At 62.6% G+C, this 26,181-nt stretch carries 21 protein-coding genes; 11 read left to right on the top strand and 10 right to left on the bottom strand.

Features of this window, described 5'->3' with window-relative positions; translation table 11 throughout:
- The first annotated feature begins 89 nt into the window (after window positions 1–89).
- From pepN to gatB, 4 genes are all read left to right on the top strand, one after another.
- Window positions 90–2,642 (top strand): aminopeptidase N, encoded by a 2,553-nt coding sequence (gene pepN / locus AC2FMN_RS02720; RefSeq protein ID WP_496686042.1) that lies wholly within the window; start codon window positions 90–92, stop codon window positions 2,640–2,642.
- The gene (locus AC2FMN_RS02715; RefSeq protein ID WP_496686041.1) at window positions 2,639–3,082 is read left to right on the top strand and encodes a hypothetical protein; all 444 of its coding nucleotides are present in this window, start codon (window positions 2,639–2,641) and stop codon (window positions 3,080–3,082) included. Before pepN ends, AC2FMN_RS02715 begins: the two co-directional genes overlap by 4 nt.
- A gap of 143 nt (window positions 3,083–3,225) precedes the next feature.
- The gene (locus AC2FMN_RS02710; protein ID WP_496686038.1) at window positions 3,226–4,479 is read left to right on the top strand and encodes a hypothetical protein; all 1,254 of its coding nucleotides are present in this window, start codon (window positions 3,226–3,228) and stop codon (window positions 4,477–4,479) included.
- A gap of 90 nt (window positions 4,480–4,569) precedes the next feature.
- Window positions 4,570–6,081 (top strand): Asp-tRNA(Asn)/Glu-tRNA(Gln) amidotransferase subunit GatB, encoded by a 1,512-nt coding sequence (gene gatB, locus AC2FMN_RS02705; protein WP_496686037.1) that lies wholly within the window; start codon window positions 4,570–4,572, stop codon window positions 6,079–6,081.
- A gap of 234 nt (window positions 6,082–6,315) precedes the next feature.
- On the opposite strand, the gene AC2FMN_RS02700 is transcribed toward gatB, so the two are convergent.
- Complete coding sequence (locus tag AC2FMN_RS02700; protein ID WP_496686035.1) at window positions 6,316–7,230, bottom strand: calcium-binding protein; 915 nt, start codon at window positions 7,228–7,230, stop codon at window positions 6,316–6,318.
- Window positions 7,231–7,588: 358 nt separating this feature from the next.
- On the opposite strand from AC2FMN_RS02700, the gene AC2FMN_RS02695 reads away from it, so the two are divergent.
- Window positions 7,589–8,026 (top strand): DUF4177 domain-containing protein, encoded by a 438-nt coding sequence (locus tag AC2FMN_RS02695; protein WP_496678864.1) that lies wholly within the window; start codon window positions 7,589–7,591, stop codon window positions 8,024–8,026.
- 97 nt (window positions 8,027–8,123) lie between these two features.
- On the opposite strand, the gene AC2FMN_RS02690 is transcribed toward AC2FMN_RS02695, so the two are convergent.
- A complete protein-coding gene (locus AC2FMN_RS02690; RefSeq protein ID WP_490360767.1) occupies window positions 8,124–8,378 on the bottom strand; it encodes a BolA family protein in 255 nt (84 codons plus the stop codon).
- A gap of 107 nt (window positions 8,379–8,485) precedes the next feature.
- Here AC2FMN_RS02690 and AC2FMN_RS02685 point away from each other — a divergent pair, with 107 nt between their 5' ends.
- Window positions 8,486–9,106: a J domain-containing protein gene (locus tag AC2FMN_RS02685; RefSeq protein WP_149774752.1), complete on the top strand. Its 621-nt coding sequence runs from the start codon at window positions 8,486–8,488 to the stop codon at window positions 9,104–9,106.
- Between the two features lie 66 nt (window positions 9,107–9,172).
- Here the strand turns inward: AC2FMN_RS02685 and AC2FMN_RS02680 are convergent, their stop codons facing one another.
- Both AC2FMN_RS02680 and AC2FMN_RS02675 read right to left on the bottom strand, forming a co-directional pair.
- Window positions 9,173–10,627 carry an arylsulfatase gene (locus AC2FMN_RS02680; protein ID WP_496686032.1) on the bottom strand — a complete coding sequence of 485 codons (1,455 nt, stop codon included), beginning with the start codon at window positions 10,625–10,627 and terminating at the stop codon, window positions 9,173–9,175.
- A 235-nt stretch (window positions 10,628–10,862) separates the two neighbouring features.
- Entirely contained in the window at window positions 10,863–11,648 is a 786-nt protein-coding gene (locus tag AC2FMN_RS02675) for a Hint domain-containing protein (RefSeq protein ID WP_496686030.1), read from the bottom strand.
- A 367-nt stretch (window positions 11,649–12,015) separates the two neighbouring features.
- Here AC2FMN_RS02675 and cobS point away from each other — a divergent pair, with 367 nt between their 5' ends.
- The 4 genes from cobS (at window position 12,016) to AC2FMN_RS02655 (ending at window position 17,290) form a co-directional block, all read left to right on the top strand.
- Window positions 12,016–13,002: a cobaltochelatase subunit CobS gene (gene cobS, locus AC2FMN_RS02670; RefSeq protein ID WP_496678859.1), complete on the top strand. Its 987-nt coding sequence runs from the start codon at window positions 12,016–12,018 to the stop codon at window positions 13,000–13,002.
- Window positions 13,003–13,115: 113 nt separating this feature from the next.
- Entirely contained in the window at window positions 13,116–14,993 is a 1,878-nt protein-coding gene (gene cobT, locus AC2FMN_RS02665; RefSeq protein ID WP_496686027.1) for a cobaltochelatase subunit CobT, read from the top strand.
- 85 nt (window positions 14,994–15,078) lie between these two features.
- Window positions 15,079–16,869 (top strand): aminopeptidase P family protein, encoded by a 1,791-nt coding sequence (locus tag AC2FMN_RS02660; protein ID WP_496686024.1) that lies wholly within the window; start codon window positions 15,079–15,081, stop codon window positions 16,867–16,869.
- A gap of 76 nt (window positions 16,870–16,945) precedes the next feature.
- Window positions 16,946–17,290, top strand: a complete 345-nt coding sequence (locus AC2FMN_RS02655; protein ID WP_496686022.1) for a DUF427 domain-containing protein — start codon at window positions 16,946–16,948, stop codon at window positions 17,288–17,290.
- Window positions 17,291–17,303: 13 nt separating this feature from the next.
- Here AC2FMN_RS02655 and AC2FMN_RS02650 read toward each other — a convergent pair whose 3' ends face one another.
- The 6 genes from AC2FMN_RS02650 to AC2FMN_RS02625 form a co-directional block, all read right to left on the bottom strand.
- Window positions 17,304–18,989: a chloride channel protein gene (locus tag AC2FMN_RS02650; protein ID WP_496686020.1), complete on the bottom strand. Its 1,686-nt coding sequence runs from the start codon at window positions 18,987–18,989 to the stop codon at window positions 17,304–17,306.
- A 102-nt stretch (window positions 18,990–19,091) separates the two neighbouring features.
- Window positions 19,092–20,741: a DNA repair protein RecN gene (gene recN, locus AC2FMN_RS02645; protein WP_496686018.1), complete on the bottom strand. Its 1,650-nt coding sequence runs from the start codon at window positions 20,739–20,741 to the stop codon at window positions 19,092–19,094.
- A gap of 36 nt (window positions 20,742–20,777) precedes the next feature.
- On the bottom strand, window positions 20,778–21,641 hold the full coding sequence (locus tag AC2FMN_RS02640; RefSeq protein WP_149774745.1) for an outer membrane protein assembly factor BamD: 864 nt from the start codon (window positions 21,639–21,641) through the stop codon (window positions 20,778–20,780).
- 125 nt (window positions 21,642–21,766) lie between these two features.
- Window positions 21,767–22,687 carry a UDP-3-O-acyl-N-acetylglucosamine deacetylase gene (lpxC, locus tag AC2FMN_RS02635; RefSeq protein WP_496686016.1) on the bottom strand — a complete coding sequence of 307 codons (921 nt, stop codon included), beginning with the start codon at window positions 22,685–22,687 and terminating at the stop codon, window positions 21,767–21,769.
- 211 nt (window positions 22,688–22,898) lie between these two features.
- Window positions 22,899–24,506: a cell division protein FtsZ gene (gene ftsZ, locus AC2FMN_RS02630; protein WP_496686013.1), complete on the bottom strand. Its 1,608-nt coding sequence runs from the start codon at window positions 24,504–24,506 to the stop codon at window positions 22,899–22,901.
- A 380-nt stretch (window positions 24,507–24,886) separates the two neighbouring features.
- Window positions 24,887–25,150, bottom strand: coding sequence for a DUF4242 domain-containing protein (locus tag AC2FMN_RS02625; protein ID WP_068347630.1), 264 nt, complete (start codon window positions 25,148–25,150; stop codon window positions 24,887–24,889).
- A gap of 152 nt (window positions 25,151–25,302) precedes the next feature.
- On the opposite strand from AC2FMN_RS02625, the gene AC2FMN_RS02620 reads away from it, so the two are divergent.
- Window positions 25,303–26,181 carry a LysR family transcriptional regulator gene (locus AC2FMN_RS02620; RefSeq protein ID WP_496686011.1) on the top strand — a complete coding sequence of 293 codons (879 nt, stop codon included), beginning with the start codon at window positions 25,303–25,305 and terminating at the stop codon, window positions 26,179–26,181.

The raw sequence follows: 26,181 nt of genomic DNA, 5'->3' as shown, positions 1-26,181 counted from the left end.
CCCCGGGCCACCCATGGCTTCGATCGCCTTGCAGCCAATTCATGATCCACCTAACTTCGCGCCCAACATCCATACACCAGAGGCCCCCGATGCGTGACGCCGCCCCCACAACGATTTACCTCAAGTACTACTCGCCGTTCGGTTACATCGTCGACAGCGTTCACCTGATCTTCGATCTGGCGCCGAATGCAACGCGCGTGACATCGCGCATCGCGTTCCGCCCCAATCCGCAGGCCACCGACCGCACGTTCTTTTTGCATGGTGAAGAGCTGAAGCTGATCCGCGCCAGTATCGACGGCACCCCGATCACCCCCGATGTCACCGAAAAGGGCCTGACCGCAAGCGTCCCCGACGCGCCGTTCATCTGGGAGGCCGAGGTCGAGATCGACCCCGGCAACAACACCGCGCTCGAAGGGCTGTACATGTCCAACGGCATGTATTGCACCCAGTGCGAGGCCGAGGGATTCCGCAAGATCACCTTCTACCCCGACCGGCCCGACGTGATGTCCACCTTCACCGTTCGCATCAACGGTGACCTGCCGGTGCTGCTGTCCAACGGCAACCCCACGGGCAAGGGCGAAGGCTGGGCCGAATGGACCGACCCCTGGCCCAAGCCCGCCTATCTGTTCGCTCTGGTCGCCGGAGAGCTGGTTGCCCATTCCGACAGCTTCACCACCCGCTCGGGGCGGCATGTCGATCTGAACCTCTGGGTCCGCCCCGGGGATGAGGGCAAATGCGCCTTTGGCATGGAGGCCCTGAAGCGGTCGATGAAATGGGACGAGGACGTCTATGGCCGCGAATACGATCTGGACGTGTTCAACATCGTCGCCGTGGATGACTTCAACATGGGCGCGATGGAGAACAAGGGGCTGAACATCTTCAACTCGTCTGCGGTGCTGGCCAGCCCTGAAACCTCGACCGATGCCAATTTCGAACGGATCGAGGCGATCATCGCGCATGAGTATTTCCACAACTGGACCGGCAACCGCATCACCTGCCGCGACTGGTTCCAGCTGTGCCTGAAAGAGGGGCTGACCGTGTTCCGCGACGCGCAGTTCACCTCTGACATGCGCTCGGCCCCGGTCAAGCGCATCCATGACGTGATCGACCTGCGCGCGCGCCAGTTCCCCGAGGACAACGGGCCGCTATCGCACCCCGTGCGCCCCGAAAGCTTTCAGGAGATCAACAACTTCTACACCGCGACCGTCTATGAGAAAGGTGCCGAGGTGATCGGCATGCTGAAAACGCTGGTGGGGGACGAGGCCTATTCCAAGGCGCTGGACCTGTATTTTGAACGCCACGACGGGCAGGCCTGTACGATCGAGGACTGGCTGAAAGTGTTCGAGGACACGACCGGCCGCGACCTGACCCAGTTCAAGCGGTGGTACAGCCAGTCCGGCACGCCCCGGGTGAAGGTCGAGGAGGTTTGGGCCGACGGCACCTATACCCTGACCCTGTCCCAGAGCACCCCACCCACGCCCGGCCAACCCGAGAAGCTGCCGCAGGTGATCCCCGTGGCCGTGGGCCTGCTGGGTCCCAATGGCAGCGAGGTGCGCGGCACCGAGGTGCTGGAACTGACCGAAGCGCGCCAGCGCTTCACCTTCGAGGGGCTGGCCACGCGACCCGTCGCCTCGATCCTGCGGGAGTTCTCGGCGCCGGTGATCCTGGAGCATGACCGCCCCAACGCCGAACGCGCGTTTTTGCTGGCCCATGACACCGATCCGTTCAACCGGTGGGAGGCCGGACGGACGCTGGCGCAGGACACCTTGCTGCGCATGATCACACAGGACGCGGCCCCCGATGCCGAATATCTGGATGGCTTGCTGGCCGTTCTGCGCGACGCCGATCTGGACCCGGCCTATCGTGCACTGATGCTGGGTCTGCCGACCCAATCCGAACTGGCCGCCGCGCTGCACGAACAGGGCAAAACGCCCGACCCGATGGCGATCTGGCGCGGGGTCGAGACCCTACGACAAGCCACCGCCCAACATATGCAGGACCTGTTGCCCCGCCTGCACTCCGAGGCGCTGGTGGACGGCCCCTATTCGCCCGATGCCGAACAGGCTGGAAAGCGCGCATTGGGCAGCGCCGCGCTGGCGCTGACCACCCGGCTGGACGGCGGCGCCATGGCGGCCGAGGTCTATGCCAAGGCCGACAACATGACCCTGCAGCTCAGCGCCCTGTCTTGCCTGCTGCGGGCCGGCAAAGGTCAGGCGGAACTGGCGGCATTCTACGACCAGTGGCACCACGACCGGCTGGTTCTGGACAAATGGTTCGGGCTTCAAGCCTCGCTGGCCGCACCGGACGATGCGCCGCGGATCGCCCGCGCCCTGTCCGAGCATCCCGATTTCAACTGGAAGAACCCCAATCGGTTCCGTGCGCTGATGGGTGGACTGGCAATGAACCACGCCGGGTTCCACCATGCCAGCGGCGCGTCCTACGCCTTGCTGGCCGACTGGCTGATCCGGCTGGACCCGGTCAACCCGCAGACCACTGCGCGCATGTGCACCGCCTTCCAGACCTGGAAACGCTATGACGCCGACCGTCAGGACCTGATCCGCGCCCACCTGACTCGCATCGCCGAAACCCCGAACCTGTCGCGCGACACGACCGAGATGATCTCGCGCATCCTCGGGGCATGACGGCGCCCGAAGGCTCTGGGTTCCGCTTTACCCGCCACAACCGGTCGCCCCGCAGCATCGCCATTCTGGCCGCTGTCTATGCGGGGCTGCTGGCACTTGTGCTGGTTTTCGACGCGGCTTGGTGGCTGATTGGGTTGCTGGCGCTGGGCACCCTGCCCGCGCTGTGGGACGTGCTGCGCGACACCGATGCCGGGCTGAACCTGGAGCCTGCAAAACTGCGCTGGCATTCGGGCGCACGGCAGGGCGAGATCGACCTGACCGAGATCGACTTCTTCCGCTTCGACACACGCTGGGACTTTTCGGTGCGCGTTTCGATGGTGCTGACCAACGGCAAGCGGTTGCGCCTGCCGGACGAGGCCCTTCCGCCGCACAAACAGCTGGAACAGGCGCTGCAACAGGCCGGTTTCCGGGTCGACCGGCATCATTTCACGGTTTTCTGAAACGATACCGCTGTTTCCAGGCCCATTGAACCTGATCCATCGCCGTTTTTGCGCACCTGCGCCCGACATCTTGAATTTTGCACAATTCCCCAGCAGACTGGGACTTGGTTTTTTACGAGTTTCAAATAGTCCGAGTGTTCCTCATGTTCCGGTCTTTCAGGGCGGGGCTTGCGCCCCTCAAAGGATTTCTCCAATCTACGCCGCATCAGCGCGTCGCGCAGGTCGATCCCGCTGCGGACTGCCTACACCATGTCGGCCGGCTGAACATTCCCGTCGCGCAGACTGACGTGCCAACCGGACAGGATCGGATCGATCGGGGCCGCCATCTGGCCCGCCAAGATCGCTGGGCCGAGCTGTCCGCCGAAATCCGAACGGCCGACCAAACCCGCGCCACGGCACCCGACGGGGCTCCCGTGGCAGACCTGTTGGCCTTCGGCGCACGTTCGGATGTGGTTCTGGCGGTTGAACATGCGTTATCCGACGGCAAGGCATTTGCCGAGTATGATGTGCTGGCCGGAATTTCGGAACTGGAAGGCGTGATGCAGGACCACCCCGGCGACCCGATCATCGCGCTGATCGTAGCCCTTGCCCATATCGATCTTGCATGGGCATGGCGGGGAACCGCACAGGTTTCGACGCTTCCGCCGTTGAACCGGGCCCGCTGCGCGGCGCATTTCGATCGCGCCGGTGCCATCCTGTCGCGATGGCGGCCAGCAACAGCCGACAGCCCGATCATGGCTGCGGCCGACTGTGCCCTGCTGGGCGGGCAACCGGCCGGCACCCGACGCGTCGCGGACCGGTATGAACGGTTGATCGCGCTGGATCCGTACAACCCCCGGCACATGCGCGCGATGGGCTGCCATCTGCTGCCCCGCTGGTTCGGCAGCTACGAGGAACTGGAGTTGCGGGCCCTGCGCGCCGCAGCCAACACGCAATCAATCTGGGGCGCAGGCGGATACGCCTGGGTCCAGTTCGACGCCATCGCGATGGACGAGATCGCCTGTGCCCGCCTGGACACCGACTATTTCCTGCAGGGCCTGTCCGACATCGTCGCCCGCAGGCCCGACCAGCAGACGGTCAACCTGCTGGCGTCCTATTGCGCCCTGACCATGCAAAGTGGCCAATGTCTGAACGAACAGGCCGATCTGGTGCGCAGCCGCATCGCCGACGCCGCCCAATGGTTGATCCGCGACCACCTGACCGAGTTGCACCCGCTGATCTGGGCGCACGCCGCGAACGGGTTCAACAACTCGGTCCGAGTGCAATCGCCCGAACGGTACGCCGCGCGGGGACACCGCGCCGCCCTGCACGCCATCAGCGACCTGTTCAGCGACGAGTTGCGCGACGGGACTGTCGTGACCTTCACCCCCTCGGGCCTGCAGTTGAACACCCCCTGAGATTCGCGCTCCCCGCGCCTTTGCCCCTTGCCCCTTGGACGGTCCGGGCCTAATACGCAGGCCTAGACTTCTGCGGAAATGAGGCGCGCCATGCTCGACTTGACCTATGAACTGCCCAAACCCAAGACCATCGCCGGTGCCAAGCACGACTGGGAACTGGTGATCGGGATGGAGGTGCACGCGCAGGTCTCGTCCAATGCCAAGCTGTTCTCGGGGGCATCGACCAAGTTCGGGGCCGAGCCGAACTCGAACGTGTCCTTCGTGGACGCGGCCATGCCGGGGATGCTGCCGGTGATCAACGAGTTCTGCGTGGAACAGGCCGTGCGCACAGGCCTGGGCCTGAAGGCGCAGATCAACCTGTGGTCGGCCTTTGACCGCAAGAACTATTTCTATCCTGACCTGCCGCAGGGTTACCAGATTTCCCAGCTGTATCACCCGATCGTGGGCGAAGGCGAAGTGCTGGTCGAGATGGGCGACGGCACCGCGCGCAAGGTGCGGATCGAGCGAATCCACATGGAGCAGGACGCGGGCAAGTCGATCCACGACATGGATCCGAACATGTCCTTCGTCGACCTCAACCGCACCGGCGTCTGCCTGATGGAGATCGTCAGCCGTCCCGACATCCGCGGGCCGGAAGAGGCCGCCGCCTATATCGCCAAGCTTCGCCAGATCATGCGCTATCTGGGCACCTGCGACGGCAACATGCAGAACGGCAACCTGCGGGCCGACGTGAACGTGTCGATCTGCCGCCCCGGCGACTATGAGAAATACATGGAAACGCAGGACTTTTCGTACCTGGGCACGCGTTGCGAGATCAAGAACATGAACTCGATGCGGTTCATCCAGCAGGCCATCGAGGTCGAGGCGCGTCGCCAGATCGCCATCGTCGAGGCCGGCGGCAAGGTCGAGCAGGAAACCCGCCTGTATGATCCCGACAAGGGCGAGACGCGCTCGATGCGGTCCAAGGAAGAGGCGCATGACTATCGCTACTTCCCCGATCCCGACCTGCTGCCGCTGGAAATCGAGCAGGCCTGGGTCGATGACATCGCCGCCAAGCTGCCCGAGCTGCCGGACGAGAAAAAGGCCCGTTTCATCAACGATTTTGGCCTGACCGACTATGACGCATCAGTGCTGACCGCCGAGGTTGAATCGGCGGTGTACTTCGAAGAGGTCGCCAAGGGCCGCAACGGCAAGCTGGCCGCGAACTGGGTCATCAACGAGCTGTTTGGCCGCCTGAAGAAAGACGACCGCGACATCACCGACTCGCCGGTTTCGCCCGCACAGCTGGGTGGCATCATCGACCTGATCGCCTCGGACGCCATCTCGGGCAAGATCGCCAAGGAGCTGTTCGAGATCGTTTATACAGAAGGCGGCGACCCGGCGCAGATCGTCGAAGAGCGCGGCATGAAGCAGGTGACCGACACCGGTGCCATCGAGGCTGCGCTGGACGAGATCATCGCGGCCAATCCCGCCCAGGTCGAGAAGGCCAAGGTGAACCCGAAACTGGCCGGTTGGTTCGTCGGACAGGTGATGAAGGCCACCGGCGGCAAGGCCAACCCCAAGGCAGTCAACCAGTTGGTTGCGCAGAAGCTGGGCCAATAAGGTCTTTCGGTTTGTACAGGCCGGGCAACTGGGTTTGTCCGGTTTGTAGTCAACAGTCTTGCAAACACGGGCCCGGCTCGATTGAACGAAAGCTACCCGTTACCGAACGGTTCTTGATCGTGGCATCGCCTTCGGCGCTGATAGGCGACGAAAACCGTCGGTCAGGGCGGTCATTGTTGGCGGTCTATGATTCTCGCTGCAACAAGAATGATGCTGGCGGCTGCGGAAACATCCCTACAGAATAAAATCCGTCTGGTTCAGATCGAAGATACCAGTCAATTGAACTTGGAAATCGGCAGAGCCATCCCCATCGATATCCGCGCTCACGACTGTAACTCCGCTTGTCGTGTTTTTGACGAAACGCAATTCACCTTCGGTGCCAGAGAACGCGGCTTCTCCAATAAACGTAAAAGCCTGATCCAAAGGTTGCGACGTTGCATCGATAGCGGAAACATCAATAACATCTTCCCCTTGAACGAAATCTGTAACGACGTCCCGTTTCGTTCCTCCAACACGCGACTCGGAAACAGCTTTGAATACGAACTGGTCCGCACCGGCACCTCCGGCAAGGATGTCACGACCGGCACCGCCCTGCAGGATGTCGTCTCCCGAACCCCCAGCTAGGTTGTCGTTACCAGATCCACCAATGAGAGTATCATTGTCGCCGCCGCCTCTCAAAATATCCGCGGCGCTCCCGCCGTTCAGAATGTCGTTGCCGGCACCGCCATAAACTCGGTCGCTGCCGCCGCCACCGATCAGTACGTCGTCGCCACTGCCGCCGGAAAGGACATCGTTCCCGGACTGTCCGACGAGTTTGTCCACTCCACCCTGACCAATTAGTCTGTCATTGCCTTGGTTGCCAAAAACGGTGTCGTTTCCTAGTCCACCTCGGACGACATCGTTACCACTTCCGGCCCACACCGTGTCGTCTCCATCCCGAGCGTTGACGATGTCATTTCCGGCAAATGACTTAATACTATCAGCAAACAACGAACCGGTTAGGCTATCGCTTTTTGCAAGAACAATTGCTGCCGCTTTTTGAAAGTTCGCTTGTATCTGGATTGCATTGTACAGCGCTGCGGCACTCGCGCCAATTCCAGTCACAGTGTATAGTTTCTGACCACCCGCAAACTCGGTGATCTTATTCATAGTTCCGGACACGCGCCCTGCCGCATCATACCTGAAACTGCCTTCGTAGATCGTTTTCCGAAACCCATCCGAAATAACGATCCTCCCCGAGTTTGCGACCTGCACAAAACCAAACCATACAGATGTGTTCGGTATATCAACGCCGCGATACGCAATCGCTCGAGCCATAACACCCCCCCAAACTAATTAACCCAACGTCAATTAATAGACGCGTGTCAGCTGAATATGTCAATCGATGCACCTTTACCGTGTATCCGAATGGAAAAATCTGCCTATTTGGTACGGTTGTCATACAAGTGGTGCTATGGCGTTTGGGGAACACGCTGCTATAACCCCTTCAACAATTTTGAGGTCGAGTATGCAGCGTTACGAATACAAGGTCGTCCCGGCCCCCAAGAAAGGCACCAAGGCTAAAGGGGTCAAAACGCCCGAGGGCCGGTTTGCCGTCACCATCGAGCAGCTATTGAATGAGATGGGCGCGGAAGGTTGGGAATATCAGAGCGCCGAACTGCTGCCCAGCGAAGAGCGGGTCGGACTGACCGGCAGCACCACGAACTGGCGCAATGTTCTGGTGTTCCGGCGGGCGGTCGAGACCGAAGTGCCGGCCGATGAAGCCGAGGCCTTTCTGACCCCGCCCGAACAGGACGATACTCCCTTGGCGCGTCCGGTTCCCGGCCCCGACGCACCGGCCCCGATCGCGCAGGATAATGACGACCCGCCGCTGACGTCGAAGCCGGACAAAGACACCCCCGAGGCCAAGCCGGACGAGGCCGAAAAAGATACCCGGGGCAACTGAACCATTACCGCCACACCGCCTGGCTGGATGCGCGGATTTCGGGCATGCGCCAGTTGCTTGCCAGCGCTCTGATCGCCTTCCGCGGGCCGTGGCGCAATCAGTCGCCAATGTCCAGCGCCAGCGCGTGGATGCGCGGCACGACGTCTCCTAGCGCTTTGTGCACGGCACGATGGCGGGCCACACGGGACTGACCGGCAAAGGCCGCGGCGCGGATGCGGACGTTGAAATGGCTTTCGCCGCCTTCGCGAAACCCGGCATGGCCGCGATGGCTTTCGCTGTCGTCCACGACCTCAAGCTCATAGGGGTCGAAAGCCGCCTGCAGGCGGGTGCGAATTTCCTCGGTCATGGTCATTTTCGTGCTCGTGGACAAATAATTTGCCGCGCCCCTCTTCTACTTTCGGTCACTTAGATTAAACTGCTGCCTCCGAGTCGAAAAGACGCGTTCGTGAGGATGAGCACATGGTAAAACCTGATCCCTTCGGTTTCGACATCTCGGTGTCCAGTGCCAAGAAGAAAAACCCGCGCGGCCGCCGGGGCATGTCGGGCGCATCCGAAACATCGACCCGCGTCTGCGATCACGAAGGCTGTAACGAACCGGGGAAATACCGCGCGCCCAAGGCGCCCGACGTGCTGGATGACTATTTCTGGTTCTGCCAGCAGCATGTGCGCGAGTATAACCAGAAGTGGAATTTCTTCGACGGCACGACCGAGGCCGAGCTGAACGCGCAGCGGTCCAAGGACAAGGTGTGGGAGCGCGAGACCAAACCGATGGGCGACCCCGAGGCGCGCGCCTGGGCCCGCCTTGGGATCGAGGACCCGCATCAGGTGCTGGGCGAAAAGGCCACCAAGAACCGGGGCCGCGAAGCCACGGGCCGCCGCTTACCGCCCACCGAACGCCGGGCGATCGAGATCCTCGAAGCCAAGGACACCTGGACCAAGGCCGAGGTGCGCAAGGCCTACAAGAAGCTGATCAAGGTTCTGCATCCCGACATGAACGGCGGCGACCGCAGTCAGGAAGAACAATTGCAGGAAGTGGTCTGGGCCTGGGACCAGATCAAGGACAGCCGCAATTTCAAGTAAAGCCTCAGCCTTTCAATGAAAAAAGGGCGCCCGATTGGGCGCCCTTCATGTTTTCTGTGAATTGGGTCAGCCGCCCTGATTGGTCTGCAACGTCTGCAGAACCTGATCGATCGAGAAGCTGGCAGGTTTCTGGCGCGGCGGGTAGTCCTTGAAGGTTTCGAGGAACTGAGCCACGAAAGCCTGAGCCGGCACCAGAGCAAAGGCGCGCTCGAGCCGCCATTGCGAGTAGCCGATGGACTCGTGCTCGGCCCGTTCGAACGGGTCCGAATACAGGTTTATGAGCTTGGGCAACCGCAGGAAGGTCAGCGGTTCCTGCCAAACATCGAACCCATGTGCCCGCTGTTCGGCGAACACGACCTTCCACGGCCCGTACCGCAGGTTCACCAGGTCACCGCCATCCGAAAAATAGAGAAACTCCTTGCGCGGGCCTTCTTCGGTCTCGCCCTTGAAGTACGGCAGGAAGTTGTAGCCGTCCAGGTGCACCGGCTCGTTGCCTTCCCCAAAGGGTGCTTCGGTCAGCATGACCTCTTTCATGTCGGCATCCCCCAGCGCGGCCATGAACGTCGGGAACCAGTCCAGGTGACTGATGATCTGGTTCGACTTGCGCCCCGGTTCGATCACACCCGGCCATTTCAAAAGCAGCGGAACGCGATAACCGCCTTCCCAGTTGTCGTTCTTTTCACCCCGGAACGGAGTGGTACCGCCATCGGGCCAGCTGAAAACCTCGGCTCCGTTGTCGGTGGAATACATCACCACCGTGTTGTCAGCGATGCCCAGCTCGTCGAGCCTGTCCAGCATCTGGCCGACCATCTTGTCATGCTCAACCATGCCATCAGGGTAGACCCCCAGCCCGGTCACGCCCTGGCTTTCCTCTTTGAGGTGCGTGAAAATGTGCATGCGCGTCGTATTGTACCACAAAAAGAAAGGCTTATCCTGTTCAACCGCCCGGTCGATAAAGTCGAGCGCACCGGCGGTCACCTCTTCGTCGATGGTTTCCATCCGCTTGCGTGTCAGCGGGCCGGTATCTTCGATATTGCCGTCGGCGCTGGACTTGATGACGCCGCGGGGGCCGAATTGCTCGCGGAAGGCGGGATCCTTGGGATAATCGACATTCTCGGGCTCTTCTTCCGCGTTCAGGTGGTAGAGATTGCCGAAAAATTCATCGAAACCGTGATTGGTGGGCAGGTGTTCGTCCAGGTCGCCCAGATGGTTTTTGCCATATTGACCCGTCATGTAGCCCTTGGACTTCATATATTCGGCAATGGTGGGGTCCTTTTCGCTGATCCCCTCCTTGGCGCCCGGCAACCCGACCTTGAGAAGCCCGGTCCGGAACCCGGACTGGCCGGTCACGAAGCTGGCGCGCCCCGCCGTGCAGGACTGTTCCCCATAGGCATGGGTGAACAACATGCCTTCATTTGCAATCCGGTCAATGTTGGGCGTTTCGTAGCCCATCATGCCTTGGTTATAGGCGCTAACGTTCCAGTACCCGATGTCATCGCCCCAGATGATGAGAAAATTCATAGGCTTGTCCTGGGCCGCAGCCGGCAGCGCCAGACTGACCCCCAAAACTGCGCCGGCAAAGCGCCGCTTCCAATTCAAGGTTCTCAAGTTCTCACTCCCTTAATTCAAATGTTCAAGCAAAGTGGATTCCACGGCCGTTCGTTGTCCGGGCGGCACTGAAACCTCTGCAAGCATACCGCGAAGCGCGCACGTTGGCATTAATTTTGGTTTTTTTGTCGGGACAGGTCTGGCCGACCTACTGGATCAGCGCTTTTCCCGCCACCGAGGCTTCGCGCCTTTTGAGGCAGGGCAACCGGGACCGCAACGCGGCTGTAGGGGTTGGGTGGGCCAATTCAGGGAACAAGGCCAACAGCTCGGCCGCCGCCCCTATCTCAAACGCCTCAAGCACCATATCGCCGGGATAAAGGCTTTCGGTCGGCAACCCGTTCGAGATCAGAACGGCGTGGCGCGGACAGGCGACGTGGTAATAGGTGACCGGCGATTTGGGCAGGGTCCGGCGAATGGTCCCATCGTTGACCAGATGGACCGCCGCCGCAAAAACCCGAGCTTCGCCGAACAGAAGCTCGGCCATCCACCCTTCGAGCACGATGCGATGCTGCGGTGAGACGTAGAGATCGCGCGACGGCCTGCCGGGCCCCAAAGCGTCCTTGCTTATGCAGATCGGTCTGAAATTCGGGCTCAGTTCCAGCTGGTTTGCTGACAATGTTCGTTGCCCGATCCAGAGGATCGGCAGCAATTCTCCACGTGAGGTGCGCACGAGATCGCCAACGGCAAGATCTTCGACTGGGCGTGGTCCGTGCGCGGTCTCGATCAGGGTTCCGGCAACGAAACAGGGCACGACCCCAGCAGGGAGGTTCACGGTCACGCTAAGGCTTGCATTGTTCCCGTTTCCGGGGCGGCCGGTGGTCGCGTCGATCCGAAGCGACAGCGATGTACCCGGAGGAATGTCGACCCCCGGTGTCAAGTCGATGGTCAACAAACCGTTGGCGTCGATGGAAACGGAATAATCGGACGGATCCAATGGCCCGTCACCAAGCACTGTGACGCTCCAGGAAACAGATCGTGACGCATTGTAATCGACGGCAAACGTATCGGCTCCCGACGGGAAATTAATGACCGACGGGCCAGTAATGACCAATGACACGGCGAAACCTCGCTAACAAACGCACATACTGCACGATATTCCTTTTGACGAGTCAACAAATAGCGCCATGCCGCCGCTGCATGGTGCAGATTTCCGGGTTCGCGATGCAGCCGCGAAGGCCGCCGAAGGCAATCGCCCGGTTCTCTTTCGGCAAACTCGGCTTTCCCTTGCCCTTGCCCGCAATATGTTGCACCACACACGGGTTCGACCCCGGTGAACGGGCCAAGGAATGAGGACAAAGCGCATGGCTGACGGATCAATCGACATCAACGCAAAACCGACCGAAGAGATCTCGGTCCGGGACGTGTTCGGCATTGACACGAACATGGTCGTCAAGGGCTTTGCCGAGCAAAGCGACCGTGTGCCGGCGATCGATCCGACCTACAAGTTCGACCCCGAGACGACGCTGGCCATTCTGGCCGGTTTCTCGCACAACCGGCGGGTAATGATCCAAGGTTATCATGGGACCGGCAAATCGACCCATATCGAACAGGTCGCCGCGCGTCTGAACTGGCCTGCAGTTCGCGTCAACCTGGACAGCCACATCAGCCGGATCGACCTAATCGGAAAGGATGCGATCAAGCTGCGCGACGGCAAACAGGTGACCGAGTTCCACGAGGGCATCCTGCCCTGGGCGCTGCGCAACCCGGTGGCCATCGTGTTCGATGAATACGACGCCGGCCGCGCCGACGTGATGTTCGTGATCCAGCGGGTTCTGGAGCATGACGGCAAGCTGACCTTGCTGGACCAGAACGAAATCATCACACCGAACCCCTATTTCCGCCTGTTCGCCACCGCCAACACCGTGGGTTTGGGCGACACCACCGGCCTGTATCACGGCGTGCAGCAGATCAACCAGGCGCAGATGGACCGATGGTCGCTGGTAGCGACGCTGAACTATCTAAGTCACGATGCCGAGGTGATGATCGTGCTGTCCAAGGCGCCGCATTACAACACCGAGAAGGGCCGCAAGACCGTCAGCCAGATGGTCACCGTGGCCGACCTGACCCGGACCGCTTTCATGAATGGCGATCTGTCCACGGTCATGAGCCCGCGCACCGTGATCAACTGGGCCCAGAATGCCGAGATCTTCCGCGACGTGGGCTATGCTTTCCGCCTGTCGTTCCTGAACAAGTGCGACGAGTTGGAGCGCGAGACGGTTGCCGAGTTCTATCAGCGGTGTTTTGATGAGGAACTGCCGGAAAGCGCCGCAAGCGTCAGCTTGGGGTAATGCTGGATTTGCGCCCGTGCCGGGCGCAATGCCTCCGGCGGGGATATTTTGGGCCAGATGAAGGCGGGGCCGGTCGTCGCGGTCGGGCGGCGCTTGAATGAGGGCTGAGAGAGATGGTGCAGAAGAACGACAACCCCGCTGATCCCTTCAAGAAGGCCTTGGCCGAGGCCACCAAGGTGATGGCTGACGACCCAGACCTGTCGGTCAGCTACACCGTCGATCCGTCGGGTTTGTCGGGCGAGACGATGCGCTTGCCTCAAGTGTCGCGCCGGATGACGCGCGAAGAGGTTTTGCTGGCGCGCGGCACGGCGGATGCGCTGGCGTTGCAGCGCCGGTACCATGACGAGGCCACCCATGCCCGTTACGCCCCGCCGGGCGACATGGCCCGCGATCTGTACGAGGCGATGGAAACTGCCCGATGCGAAGCCATGGGCGCCCGCGACATGCCGGGCACCGCCAGCAATATCGACGTCAAGATCAACCACGAGGCGCTGCGGCGGGGCTATGACCAGTGCAAGCAGCCGTCCGAGGCTCCGCTGGCCGTCGCCGCGGGCTATCTGATCCGGCACCTGGCCACGGGGCGCGATCTCCCGCCGGCGGCCTCGAATGTCATGGAACTGTGGCGCGGGTTTATCGAGGAACAGGCCGGCGGCACGTTGGAGAACCTGAACGAAATTCTGTCGGACCAGACCGCTTTTGCCAAATTCGCCCGCCAGGTGATCGACGATCTGGGTTATGGCGATCAGTTGGGCGAAGACCCGGACGCACTGGACGAGGATCAGGAGGACCAGGCCGAGGAAGAGGCCGAGGAACAGCCCGACCCCGACAGCACCGGCCAGGACGAACAGGACGAGCAGGACGCCGACGCCACTCCTGAACAGACGCAGGAAGAGCAGCAAGACCAGTCGCAGGCGCAGGTCTCGATGGATGAGATGGCCGAGGACGAGATGGGCGAAGAGGCCGAGATGCCCGAGGGCGAAGCGCCGCTGGAGCCGCCCGCCCCTCCGCCGGCGTCCGAGGCCGACCCGGACTACAAGGTCTATCTGAACACTCATGACGAGGAGATCGCCGCCGAGGAGCTGGCCGAACCCGCGGAGCTGGAGCGGCTACGGGCCTATCTGGATCAGCAGCTGGAGCCGCTGAAGGGCGCCGTCAGCCGGTTGGCCAACAAGCTGCAGCGCCGACTGCAGGCGCAGCAGAACCGCAGTTGGGAGTTCGACCGCGAGGAAGGCATTTTGGATGCCGGTCGGCTGGCGCGGGTTGTTGCGAACCCGACGACACCGCTGAGCTTCAAGGTCGAGAAAGACACCGAATTCCGCGACACCGTGGTGACGCTGCTGCTGGACAACTCGGGATCGATGCGCGGGCGCCCGATTTCCATCGCGGCGATCTGTGCCGATGTTCTGGCACGCACGCTGGAACGCTGCAACGTGAAGGTCGAGATTCTGGGCTTTACCACCCGGGCCTGGAAAGGCGGACAGGCGCGCGAGGCGTGGCTGAACGATGGCCGCCCACAGCAGCCCGGCCGCCTGAATGATCTGCGGCATATCGTCTACAAGGGGGCGGATGCGCCCTGGCGGCGGGCGCGGGCCAATCTGGGCTTGATGATGAAAGAAGGCCTGCTGAAGGAAAACATCGACGGTGAGGCGCTGGAATGGGCGCATCGGCGGATGCTGGCCCGGCGCGAGCAGCGCAAGATCCTGATGGTGATTTCGGACGGGGCTCCGGTGGATGATTCTACGCTGAGCGTAAACCCGGCGAATTACCTGGAAAAACACCTGCGCGACGTGATCGCCATGGTCGAAAAGCGCAAGATGGTCGAATTGCTGGCCATCGGGATCGGCCATGACGTGACCCGGTATTACGACCGCGCGGTGACGATCACCGATGTGGAACAGCTGGCCGGGGCGATGACCGAGCAATTGGCCGCCCTGTTCGACAGCGATCCGCGCGCGCGGGCCCGCGTGATGGGCATTCGGAAGGCCGGCTGAGCCAGGCCTTGCCCCGGGCGGGACCCTTCTTGAAAAAACCAAACTGAGGTGGGCCATGGCCCGCCTCGGATTGAGGGAGATGCAAATGTTCCAATCCTTCGAAGTGACGGCGCGGCCGGAACAGGGGCCACCGCGACTGGCGGCGTTGCGAGCTGAGTTGGTGCGCGAAGGATTGGACGGGTTCCTTGTGCCGCGCGCCGATGCGCATCAGGGCGAATATGTGGCCCCTCATGACGAGCGGCTGGCCTGGCTGACCGGATTCACTGGAACAGCTGGGTTCTGCGTGACATTACGCGAAGTTGCCGGGGTGTTCGTCGACGGCCGCTACCGTACCCAGGTCAAGGCGCAGGTGGCCGAGGAGTTCACGCCGGTGCCCTGGCCCGAAGTATCTCTGGCCGACTGGCTGAAACGGCACCTACCCGAGGGCGGCAAGGTGGGGTTCGATCCGTGGCTGCACGCGGCGGGACAGATCCACGACACGCAAGCCGCGCTGGCCGGCAGCGGGATCGAGCTGGTGCGCTGTGACAACCTTGTCGACCGCATCTGGGTGGACCAGCCAGCGCCGCCGATGAACCCGGCAAAGCCACATCCGCTGGACTTCGCGGGCGAAAGCGCCGAGAGCAAGATCACGCGCCTGGCAAAAAGCCTGGCGGACGCGGGGCGCAGCGCAGCCGTGATCACCTTGCCGGATTCGATCATGTGGCTGCTGAACATTCGCGGGTCTGACATCGCCTACAATCCGGTAGCGCACGGGTTTGCCATTCTGCACGCCGATGGGCGGGTGGACCTGTTCATGGCGGCGCAGAAGCTGACCGGGCTGGACCAACATCTGGGGCCGCAGGTGTCGGTGCACCCGCCCGAAGCGTTTCTGGAGGCCGTCGGCGCGTTGGAAGGCGCGGTTCAGGTGGACATGGGCACCGTGCCTCAGGCCGTGATCGACGTGCTGGCCGAGCGCGCCGTGGATGGCGGCGACCCATGCGCCCTGCCCAAGGCCTGCAAGAACGCGGCTGAAATCGCGGGCAGTGCCGCCGCGCATCTGCGCGACGCCGTGGCGGTGATCGAGACCCTGTGCTGGCTGGATGCGCAGGCACCGGGCAGTGTGACCGAGACCCAGGTCGTCACCCGGCTCGAGGAAAACCGGCGGCGCGACAACGCGCTGCAGGACATCTCGTTCGACACGATCGCGGGCACCGGGCCGAATGGCGCCATCATGCACTATCGGGTGACCGAGGACACCGACAGCCGGCTTGAAGACGGGCATCTGCTGGTTCTGGACAGCGGCGGGCAATATCTGGACGGCACCACCGACATCACCCGCACGATTGCCATCGGAAGCGTCGGCGATGAGGAGAAGGCCTGCTTTACCCGCGTGCTGAAAGGAATGATCGCCATGTCGATGCTGCGCTGGCCGGTGGGGCTGGCCGGGCGTGACATCGAATGTGTGGCGCGTATTCCGTTGTGGCAGGCGGGTCAGGATTTCAACCACGGCGTCGGTCACGGTGTCGGTGCCTATCTCAGCGTTCATGAAGGCCCGCAGCGCCTGTCGCGCGTCAGCCATGTGCCGCTGCAGCCCGGCATGATCCTGTCCAATGAACCGGGCTATTACCGCGAGGGTGCGTTCGGCATCCGGCTGGAAAACCTGGTGGTCGTGGAAGAAGCGCCCGCCCTGCCCGGCGGTGACGGCGAACGGGCGATGCTGTGCTGGCGTACGTTGACCTATGTCCCGATCGACCGGCGCCTGATCGTGTCCGACATGCTGACCGCAGCAGAACGCGACTGGCTGAACGCCTACCATCGGGACGTTGCGGAAAAGATCCGCCCAAGGCTGTCGCCCGACGCGCAACTGTGGTTGGATGCCGCGACCGCACCGTTGTGACATGACAGTGTTACATGGACGGGTAGACTTCAGGCCGGAATGATCAAAGGCCGCGACGACGAGGGAAGGAGCAGAAATGACCGCAGATATCACGATCCGCAAGGCGCTCGGAAAATGGTGCGTCCGTTCAGGCGGCGCCATTCTGGGCGAGACCACCAACGCACTGGAGCTGTCGGAGGGCGATCTGCCGCCGGTCATCTATTTCCCACGCGACGACATCGCGATGGCCTTTCTGGACAAGACCGACAGGGTGACCCACTGCCCGCACAAGGGCGACGCCACGCATTTTTCGATCGTCAACAAATCCTCGGTCACCGAAAACGCGGCCTGGAGCTATGAGAACCCGATCCCGGCCGTGTCCGAAATCAAGGACTACATCGCGTTCTACCGGCTCGAATCGGTGAAGGTCGAGCAAATCTGACACCCACGCAGGGTCACGAATGTTCCTCGGCTGCCGTGGCGGCCAGCGCGCGGTTGTACGCCTTGAGTGCATCGACATGATAAAGCGCGCCAACCGGGGTTTCGGATCCGTCGTCTTCGGGCACCACCACCGGTAGACAAGCGATCTCGTCACGGTCGAAATAAGGCATCGCCGCCTCGAGCGTGGCGCTGGCCGGAATGCAAAGCCCCTGATCCATCAGCTCCCGCGCCTGTTTTTCGGTGATCGAGCGCGGATCACCCAGCGGGCGCATCACCGAACCGGCCCGCAGCATCGCCAGCAGATAGGCCTGCGGCCCGGCCGCCAGATGCACGCCCCGGCGCTCCAACTGGGTCAGGAAGAACGACCTGTCGACAAGCCGCGAAGCCAGCGCGGTGGACATCGAAACCGATACCATTACAGCCAGCCCGATCTGCCAGTCTCCGGTCAGCTCGAACACGATCAGCGTGGTCGAAATCGGCGCCCCCAGCACCGCCGCCGCCACCGCCCCCATGCCCGCGAAGGCATAGAGCGTGTGCGTGCCGGACACGTCCGGCAGCAGGCCGGTCGCGATCAGCCCGAAGGCCAGACCAGTCAGCGCCCCAATCATCAGCGAGGGCGAGAACACACCGCCCCCCATGCGTCCGCCCATGGTAATGGCGACGGCGGCGGTTTTCACCATCGCGAACAGGATGGCGGTGGTCAGCACCAGATCGCCGGTCAGGGCGCGGATCGTGGTTTCGTAGCCCACGCCGATGATATGCGGGAACCAGATGGCAATAACCCCCAGCATCGCCCCGGACACCGCCGGGCGCAACCAGCGCGGCAGTGACAGGCGCGTCTGGACGTGGTTACCGAAATCCTCGGCAAAGAAGATTGCGCGCATCAGCACCACAGACACCAGCCCGCAAACCAGCCCGAGGATCAGGAAGGCCGGCAGCTCGACGTAGAATTGCAACGATCCCGGCGTTTCCAGAATGAATTCGGTCACGTCGCCATATTCCAGCCGGTTGATGACCGTGCCCGCCACCGAGGCGATCACGATCGGCGCAAAAGCATGGACGGCAAAATGGCGCAACACCACCTCGAGCGCGAACAGCGCCCCGGCGATAGGGGCGTTGAAACTGGCCGAGACGGCGGCAGCGACGGCACAGCCCAACAGGTCGCGCCCGGTGATGCCGTCGGCATGGATGCGGTTGCTGACCCAGGTCGAGATCACGCCGGCCATGTGCACCACCGGCCCTTCCCGTCCGGTCGAACCTCCGGTGCTGAGCGTGATCAGCGAGGCGAGGAAAGAGGCGATGCCGGCCTTGGTTTCGACCCGACCATCGTTGACGGCGGCGCCTTCGATCACGTCGGCAACCGAGCGCACGCGGCCGTCATCGGTAAACAGGTGCAGGATTACCCCCACCACCAGTCCACCTACGATGGGAATGACCAGGATCATGACCCATGGCAGCCCTTCGGCATGGCTGTGCAGGCGCAGGATGTCCTCTGTCTGGTAGACATAGGCCTGCAAGGCGGTGATGCCCTTGCGAAACCCCAACGCCATGAACCCTGCGGCGATGCCGATGGCCAGCGCGATGAACCAGAACTGGACCTGGCTGGGACCACGACGGCGCATGACCCGCCAGGCGTCCTTGAGCGCGGCCAAGGCCTGTTGGAGCTGGTAGTGCAGCACGGAACGGGTGGACTGGGTCATTGTCCCTCGGCGGGGTTGGGTGATGACCCTTGGTAACGCACGCACTGCGCAGAGAAAAGTCGCAAGCTGGTGAAGCCCGCGGCACACAGCGGCAGGATGGCATCAGGCCTGCAGCAGCGCGCGGGCGGCGGCACGGGCCTCGGGCGTTATGGTGTCGCCCGAGACCATGCGGGCAATCTCGTCGATCCGGTCCGGCTCGGACAGCGGTAGGACAGTGGACAGGGTCTGCCCGTCTGTCACGTGTTTCTGAACCCGCCAGTGATGAGCCGCGCGAGCCGCAACCTGCGGCGAATGGGTTACCACCAGCACCTGCCCGCCCTGCGCCAGCGCCGCAAGCCTGCGGCCCACGGCGTCCGCGGTGGCGCCGCCCACCCCGCGGTCGATTTCGTCAAAGATCATGGTGCGGGCGCTGTCGTCGCCCGACAGGCACACTTTGAGAGCCAGCAGAAAGCGGCTGAGCTCCCCACCCGAGGCGATCTTGTTGAGCGGACCCGACGGCGCGCCCGGGTTGGTGGCGACGGTAAAGGCCACGGCGTCCTGCCCCTCGGGTCCGGGCTCGGTGGGTGTGATCTGGGTCTGGAACACCGCACGCTCCATCTTGAGCGGCGCAAGCTCGGCCATTACCGCCGCGTCCAGCCGGCCGGCAGCCTCGCGCCGCAGAGCGCTGAGTGCCTCGGCGGCCGCGTCGTAGGCTGCCTGCGCGGCCTGAACCGCAGCGCGACGGTCGGCCAGGTCGGCGTCTCCGGCCTCAAGCTGGCCCAGACGGGCGCGTAGCGTGTCGGCGAAACCGCTCAGGTCATCTGGCGCCACGTCATGTTTGCGGGCTAGCGCGCGGATGGCGAACAGACGTTCCTCGGTCTGCTCCAACTCGACAGGGTTGAAATCCAGCGCCTCGAGGCAGGAGGTTACGCCATCCTGCGCCTCGCCCAATTCGATCAGGGCACGCCCCAGGGCGGCGATCGGCTCGTCCAATTGGCCCTCGGCCCGGTCGGCGACACCTTCCAGCCAGCGCACGGCATCCGCCATCGCCCCTTCGGCCCCGTCACCGCCCAGCAGGGCAAAGGCACGGGCCACGTCGTCGCGGATGCGCTCGGCCCCCTGCATCATCCGGCGGCGGGCGTCGAGTTCGGCGTCCTCGCCCGGCTGCGGATCAAGCTTGTCGAGTTCGGCAACGGAATGCCGCAGAAATTCCTCTTCGCTGCGCACGGCGGCCACGGCGGCCTCGGTCTCGGCCAGGGCTTTGCGGGCGCGCGCCATCTCAGCCCAGGCGGCGCGCACAGCTGTCAATTGCGGCTCGGCCCCGGCATAGGCGTCCAGCATAGCGCGATGACCACGCGGGTTCAGCAGGCCGCGGTCATCATGCTGGCCGTGCAGTTCGACCAAGGTTTCCGACAGCGCGCGCAGCACCTCGCCCGAGCAGCGGCGGTCGTTGACCCAAGCGGTCTTGCGCCCATCGGCAGTGTTGACGCGGCGCAGGATCAGTTCCGACCCGCCGGGCAAACCAGCCTCGGCCAGGATCGCATGGGCGGGATGGTCCTCGGGCAGTTCGAACTCGGCCACGACCTCGCCCTGCGCGGCCCCTTGCCGGACCAGTTCGGCCCGCCCGCGCCAGCCCAGCACGAAGCCCAGAGAGTCGAGTAGGATCGACTTGCCGGCGCCCGTCTCGCCGGTCAGCGCGTTCAGGCCCGGCTGAAAGGTCAGTTCCAGCCGGTCGATGATCAGCATGTCGCGGATATCAAGGGCGCGCAGCATCGGGTCGTCAGCGTCCCAAGCCTGTCACCATGGCGATTACAACCACTGGCCCTTGATCGTCTGGCGGTAGATCTGGCTGAGCCAGTTGTTGCCGCGGCTCTTGAGTTCAAGCCCGCGCGACGTCAGCAGCTTGTAAGCCGCATCATACCATTCGGACGACTGGTAGTTGTAGCCAAGGATCGCACCAGCCGACTGCGCCTCGTCAACCAGCCCCAGGGCCAGATAGGCCTCGACAAGGCGGTACAGCGCCTCGGCGGTGTGGGTGGTGGTCTGGAAATCCTCGACCACTACTCGGAAGCGGTTGATTGCGGCGGTATAGTGATCCTGACGCAGATAATAGCGCCCGATCTCCATTTCCTTGCCCGCCAGATGGTCGAAAGCCAGATCGAATTTCAGAACCGCCGAGGTTGCATATTCGCTGTCGGGATAGACCTCGATCACCGTTCGCAGGGCCTGTAGCGCTTGGAAGGTCAGGCCCTGGTCGCGGCCGACCTCGTCAATCTGATCATAATAGCTGAGCGCCAGAAGGTATTGCGCATAGGCCGCGTCCTCGTCGGTGGGGTAGAAGTCGATATACCGCTGCGCGGCGGCGCGGCTTTCCTCATAATTCTTGTCCGAATGGAACGCAAAGGCCTGCATGATCAGCGACCGCTTGGCCCATTCGGAATAGGGGTACAGGCGCTCCACTTCCGAGAAGTACCAGGCGGCGTCATCCGGCCTATTCTGCGACAACTCGAATTCGCCACGGGTGAAAATCTGTTCGGGGGTATAGCCTTCTAGGTTTTGGGACCGGTCGGCCCCCTTGTTTCCAAACAAGCCGCCCGCATTGCCGCATGCCGTCAAAGTAGCCGCCAGAAGAATCACGCCCGCAAGCCTGACTGCCGCCTTGAAGCCAACCATACCGCCCATCCTAGTCGTCTTGTCTCTTTGGGTAACCCCGGATTGGGCTTTGGTCTAGCATATAAAATTCCGGTGCAAAACGCCTTTAACGACCCGCGACGGAATTGTCGCCAAGACGGGACAGATCAGGCCACCTGCGGGATTTCCGCAAAGGCCAGACCCTGCCCCGGCAATTGCATTGCCTGTTCCGGCGTGCACAGAACCGGGCGCACCGCGCCGGGCGTTTCGAACAGTTTGCGGAGTAGGGTGTTGGTCATCGCGTGGCCGGATTTCTCGCCGACGAAATGGCCGAAGATCGGGCCGCCGGCCAGATACAGATCCCCCAGCGCATCCAGCATCTTGTGACGCACGGCTTCGTCCGCACGGCGGAAGCCGCCCGGAGTCAGAACCGAGTCGCCCTGCACCACGACAGCGTTGTCCAGCGTGCCACCCAGAGCCAGACCGCTTTCGCGCATCGCTTCGACATCAGAGCGGCGGCAGAACGTTCGACAATCGGACAGTTCGCGGGCAAAGGCACCGTTGCGCATGTCAAGAATCTTGGTCTGCCGTCCGATGGCCACGTCTTCGAAATCGATGTGGAACTCGATGATCAAGCCGTCCGCCGGACGGATCGACGCCCGCGCGCCCTCGCGCTCGGCGACGACCGGCTTGAGCACCTCGTAAGCCAGAACGGGGCTGGCCTGGCGGCGTACACCCTTGGACATGATGCCGCGCACGAATTCAATCGACGAGCCATCCATGATCGGGACTTCGGGGCCGTCGATCTCGATCAGGGCATTGTGGATGCCGCATCCGGCCAAGGCTGCCATGATATGTTCAACAGTAGACACCGAGACGCCCGCATCATTGACCAACCGCGTGCACAGCTGGGTCCGCTCAACAACGTCATAGATCGCCGGGATCATTGCATTGCCCAGTTCGATATCGGTCCGCTTGAACCAAATACCGTGCCCGGCGGCAGCCGGCTTAAGAACCATCGTCGCGGGCTTGCCGCTATGCAAACCCACGCCTTTGAACGTGACCGAAGATTTGAGCGTCTGTTGCAAATGGGACCTCTGTGAGCGGTGTCCGACCCAAAACGGCCGTGTTGCCACTCAGTTAAGGAAGCACCGGAGGCACCTCAACTCACTCTTTGTAACCGAATGAAACAGTTTTGCGAACGATCGGCAAAAGCCTGCCGATCCGCATGTAAATATCTGAAAACAAATAATAAAGGGTCGCCAACCGGCGACCCTTCCTCAGAATTTGTTACCGCGATCAGTTGGCCTGACGCCGCAGGAAGGCCGGTATCTCGATCCGTTCCTGATCCGGGTCGGCCGCGTCTTGCGCAGGTGCCGTGGCGTCAGTCTGGCGCAATGCGGGCTGCTGACGGACAGGTTGCGCGGGGGTGTCCGAGGCATGTCCGGTCATCCGATCGATCAGGCGGTTGAAGCCGAAACGCGGCCGTTCCTCAGCCGCAGGGCGCGGCGGTTGTGCCGACGCCTGCGGACGCTGCGCGTTCAGGCGCTGCGACTCGCTCGGCACTTTCTGGACCGCGGCCTGCAACCGCTGCATGGCCTGCGGCGAAGGAGTGCCCGGCGCATGTGAATGCACCGGATCGGCTGCGGCTTCGACCGGCTGGGGCACCGACCCGGTTTCGGCTGCGCTTGGCTGATAGGCCGGCGGCGGAAGATCATCGTCATCCGACGCGGTTTCGGTGCCCGTGTCGTAGAAGCTCTCTTTGAACTCTACTTCCTCGATCGACTCGAACAGGGTCGGCGCGATGTTCTCGGCCGCCTCGACAACTTCGGCCGGACGCGGCTGGGCCTCGACTTCAGGGACTTCCTGCTCGGCCGAGGTGGCGCGGCTCAGCGGCGCTGCCATCGACCGGCGCGGCGCCGGAGCCTCGGCGGCGCTGTCGCTGGCGTCGATGCCGGTGGCCACGACCGATACGCGCATCTTGCCTTCCATCTCGGGGTCCAGAGTGGAGCCGACGATGATGTTGGCCTCTGGGTCCACTTCCTCGCGGATGCGGTTGGCGGCCTCGTCCAGTTCGAACAGGGTCAGGTCATGGCTGCCGGTGATGTTGATCAGAACACCTTTGGCGCCCTTGAGGCTGATTTCGTCCAGCAGCGGGTTGGCGATGGCCTTTTCGGCGGCCTGAATGGCGCGGTCTTCGCCCTCGGCCTCGCCGGTACCCATCATGGCCTTGCCCATTTCGTCCATCACCGCGCGGACGTCGGCGAAGTCGAGGTTGATCAGGCCCGGACGTACCATCAGGTCGGTCACGCCCTTGACGCCCTGGTACAGCACGTCATCGGCCATCGAGAAAGCCTCGGTGAACGTGGTCTTTTCGTTGGCCAGACGGAACAGGTTCTGGTTGGGGATTATGATCAGCGTGTCAACAACCTTCTGCAGCGCCTCGACGCCGTCCTCGGCCTGACGCATGCGCTTGGCGCCCTCGAACTGGAAGGGTTTGGTCACCACGCCCACGGTCAGTACGCCCAGTTCACGCGCGGCCTGCGCGATGATCGGAGCGGCGCCGGTGCCGGTGCCCCCGCCCATACCGGCGGTGATGAAGCACATATGCGCGCCGGCCAGGTGATCGACAATCTGCTCGATGCTCTCTTCGGCGGCGGCGGCACCCACTGAAGCCCGGGCGCCCGCGCCCAACCCCTCGGTCACCTTGATGCCCAACTGCACCCGCGCCGAAGAGCGGCTTTGCTGCAGTGCCTGCGCGTCCGTGTTGGCCACCACGAAATCCACGCCGTCGAGTTGCTTTTCAATCATGTTGTTGACGGCATTGCCGCCTGCCCCGCCAACGCCAAATACCGTGATCCGTGGCTTCAGTTCATCCTGCCCGGGCATCGAAAGATTTAATGTCATGCTCTGTCCGCCTGTTATATGTCCGCCAATGCGGGATTTTCTTGCCTATCCACCTGCAATCCTACAATCCGAATTGGCAAACGTCACGCCAAAAACGCAAAATTGCCACAAAATATGGAAGAAAACAGACCCGCGCTTGCAGTATTTCGCCGACTCTGGCAGATGTTGCGGGTTGAAGCTGAGGCAACACAACACGCCAACGGCCCGCAACGCCGGGTTGCGGGGGGAGGTCACGTATCCGAACTCTCAGAAAGCCTGCTCGGCCTTCGGTCTGCACCTCTTGTCCGGGTGCTGAGTGAATCTCTAACACGGCCTCTTGATCCTGTCACCGTGCAATCGGGTAAAATGCGCGGCGAAAACCGCCGCACATCGTTGATTTTTCAGGGAGTCAGGTCCAGCGCCTCGACGATCTGGGTATATGGCAGGCCGGCAGTGTCGTTGAGCCGCGCCACCTGGGCGGGCGTGTCGCTTTCGAACAGGCACATGCAACGGCCGTCGCCCGGCGAGAAGGTCGAGCGGATATAGCGGATCTGGTCACCGCCGGCGCGCATGGTCTCGGCCGTCCCGATCGCTGCCTTCTGCGCGCCTGCGAGGTCCTCCATGCTGATGCCCTTGAGATTTCTTTCCACCATGAATACAGGCATTTCGTGCTCCTCTCACAAACCGTTTCTGTCAATGAGGGCATTTCAACAGAACCCGGCGCACGGGACTATGGGCGCACCGTTATCATTCGATAACTGACGGTTTGGCCCGGGTGTTGTATCCTTGCCCTGTGGTTTTCAAGGGGAGGGTTGCCATGGAGATGTCCCAGATCCGCTATGTCCTGACCGCGGCGCGGACGCTTAATTTCACCAAGGCGGCCGAGGAATGCGACGTGTCGCAACCGGCGCTGACCAAGGGCATCAAGGCGCTGGAGGAGGAGCTGGGCGCGCCGGTATTTCACCGCGAGGGGCGGCGCATCCTGCTCAGCGAGTTCGGCCGTTCGATGCTGCCGCATCTCGAACACATCCTCGAAGAGACCGAGGCCACGCGGGTTCTGGCCCGCAACTTTCGCCTGCTGGAAAAGACACCGATCCGCCTTGGCGTGATGCCGACGATCGGGCATGTGCGGCTGGCGCGATTTCTGGCCGCCTTCAAGCACGACCACCCCGGCATGGAACTGGCGGTCAGGGAAGCCCCGGTATCGGAGTTGGAGAGCCTTCTGGCCGATGACGAGCTGGACGCGGTGGTGATGACGGCGGGCGACGACATCCGCGACAGGTTCCGCGTCCACCCTCTCTATTTCGAACGCTACGTGGTGGTTCTGCCGCCCGAGCACCGGCTGCAGCGCAAGAACGCCATAACGCTGGCCGAGCTTTCGGGGCAGGACTACGTCGACCGGCTGGCCTGCGAACTGCGCGAAATGGTCATGTCGGTCTGCGATTCGAAGGGGGTCGAGCTGTATGCCCGGTTTCGTTCGGAACGCGAGGACTGGGTGCAGGCGATGGTTCTGGCCGGGATCGGTTTTGCCTTCATGCCGGAATATTCGGTGACCCTGCCCGGCCTCGTCCAGCGCCCGCTGACTGAGCCCGAGGTGAGCCGGGAGGTGGCGATGATCACCGTTCCCGGCCGCAAATTCTCGCCCCCGATGGAGGCTATGATGCGCTCGGCCAGAAGCTTTGCCTGGCCGGGCTGA

The sequence above is a fragment of the Ruegeria sp. BHSC037 genome (genome assembly GCF_059613045.1).
Note: the sequence above shows the minus strand (reverse complement) of the source record. Positions and strands in the feature narration are given on the sequence as shown.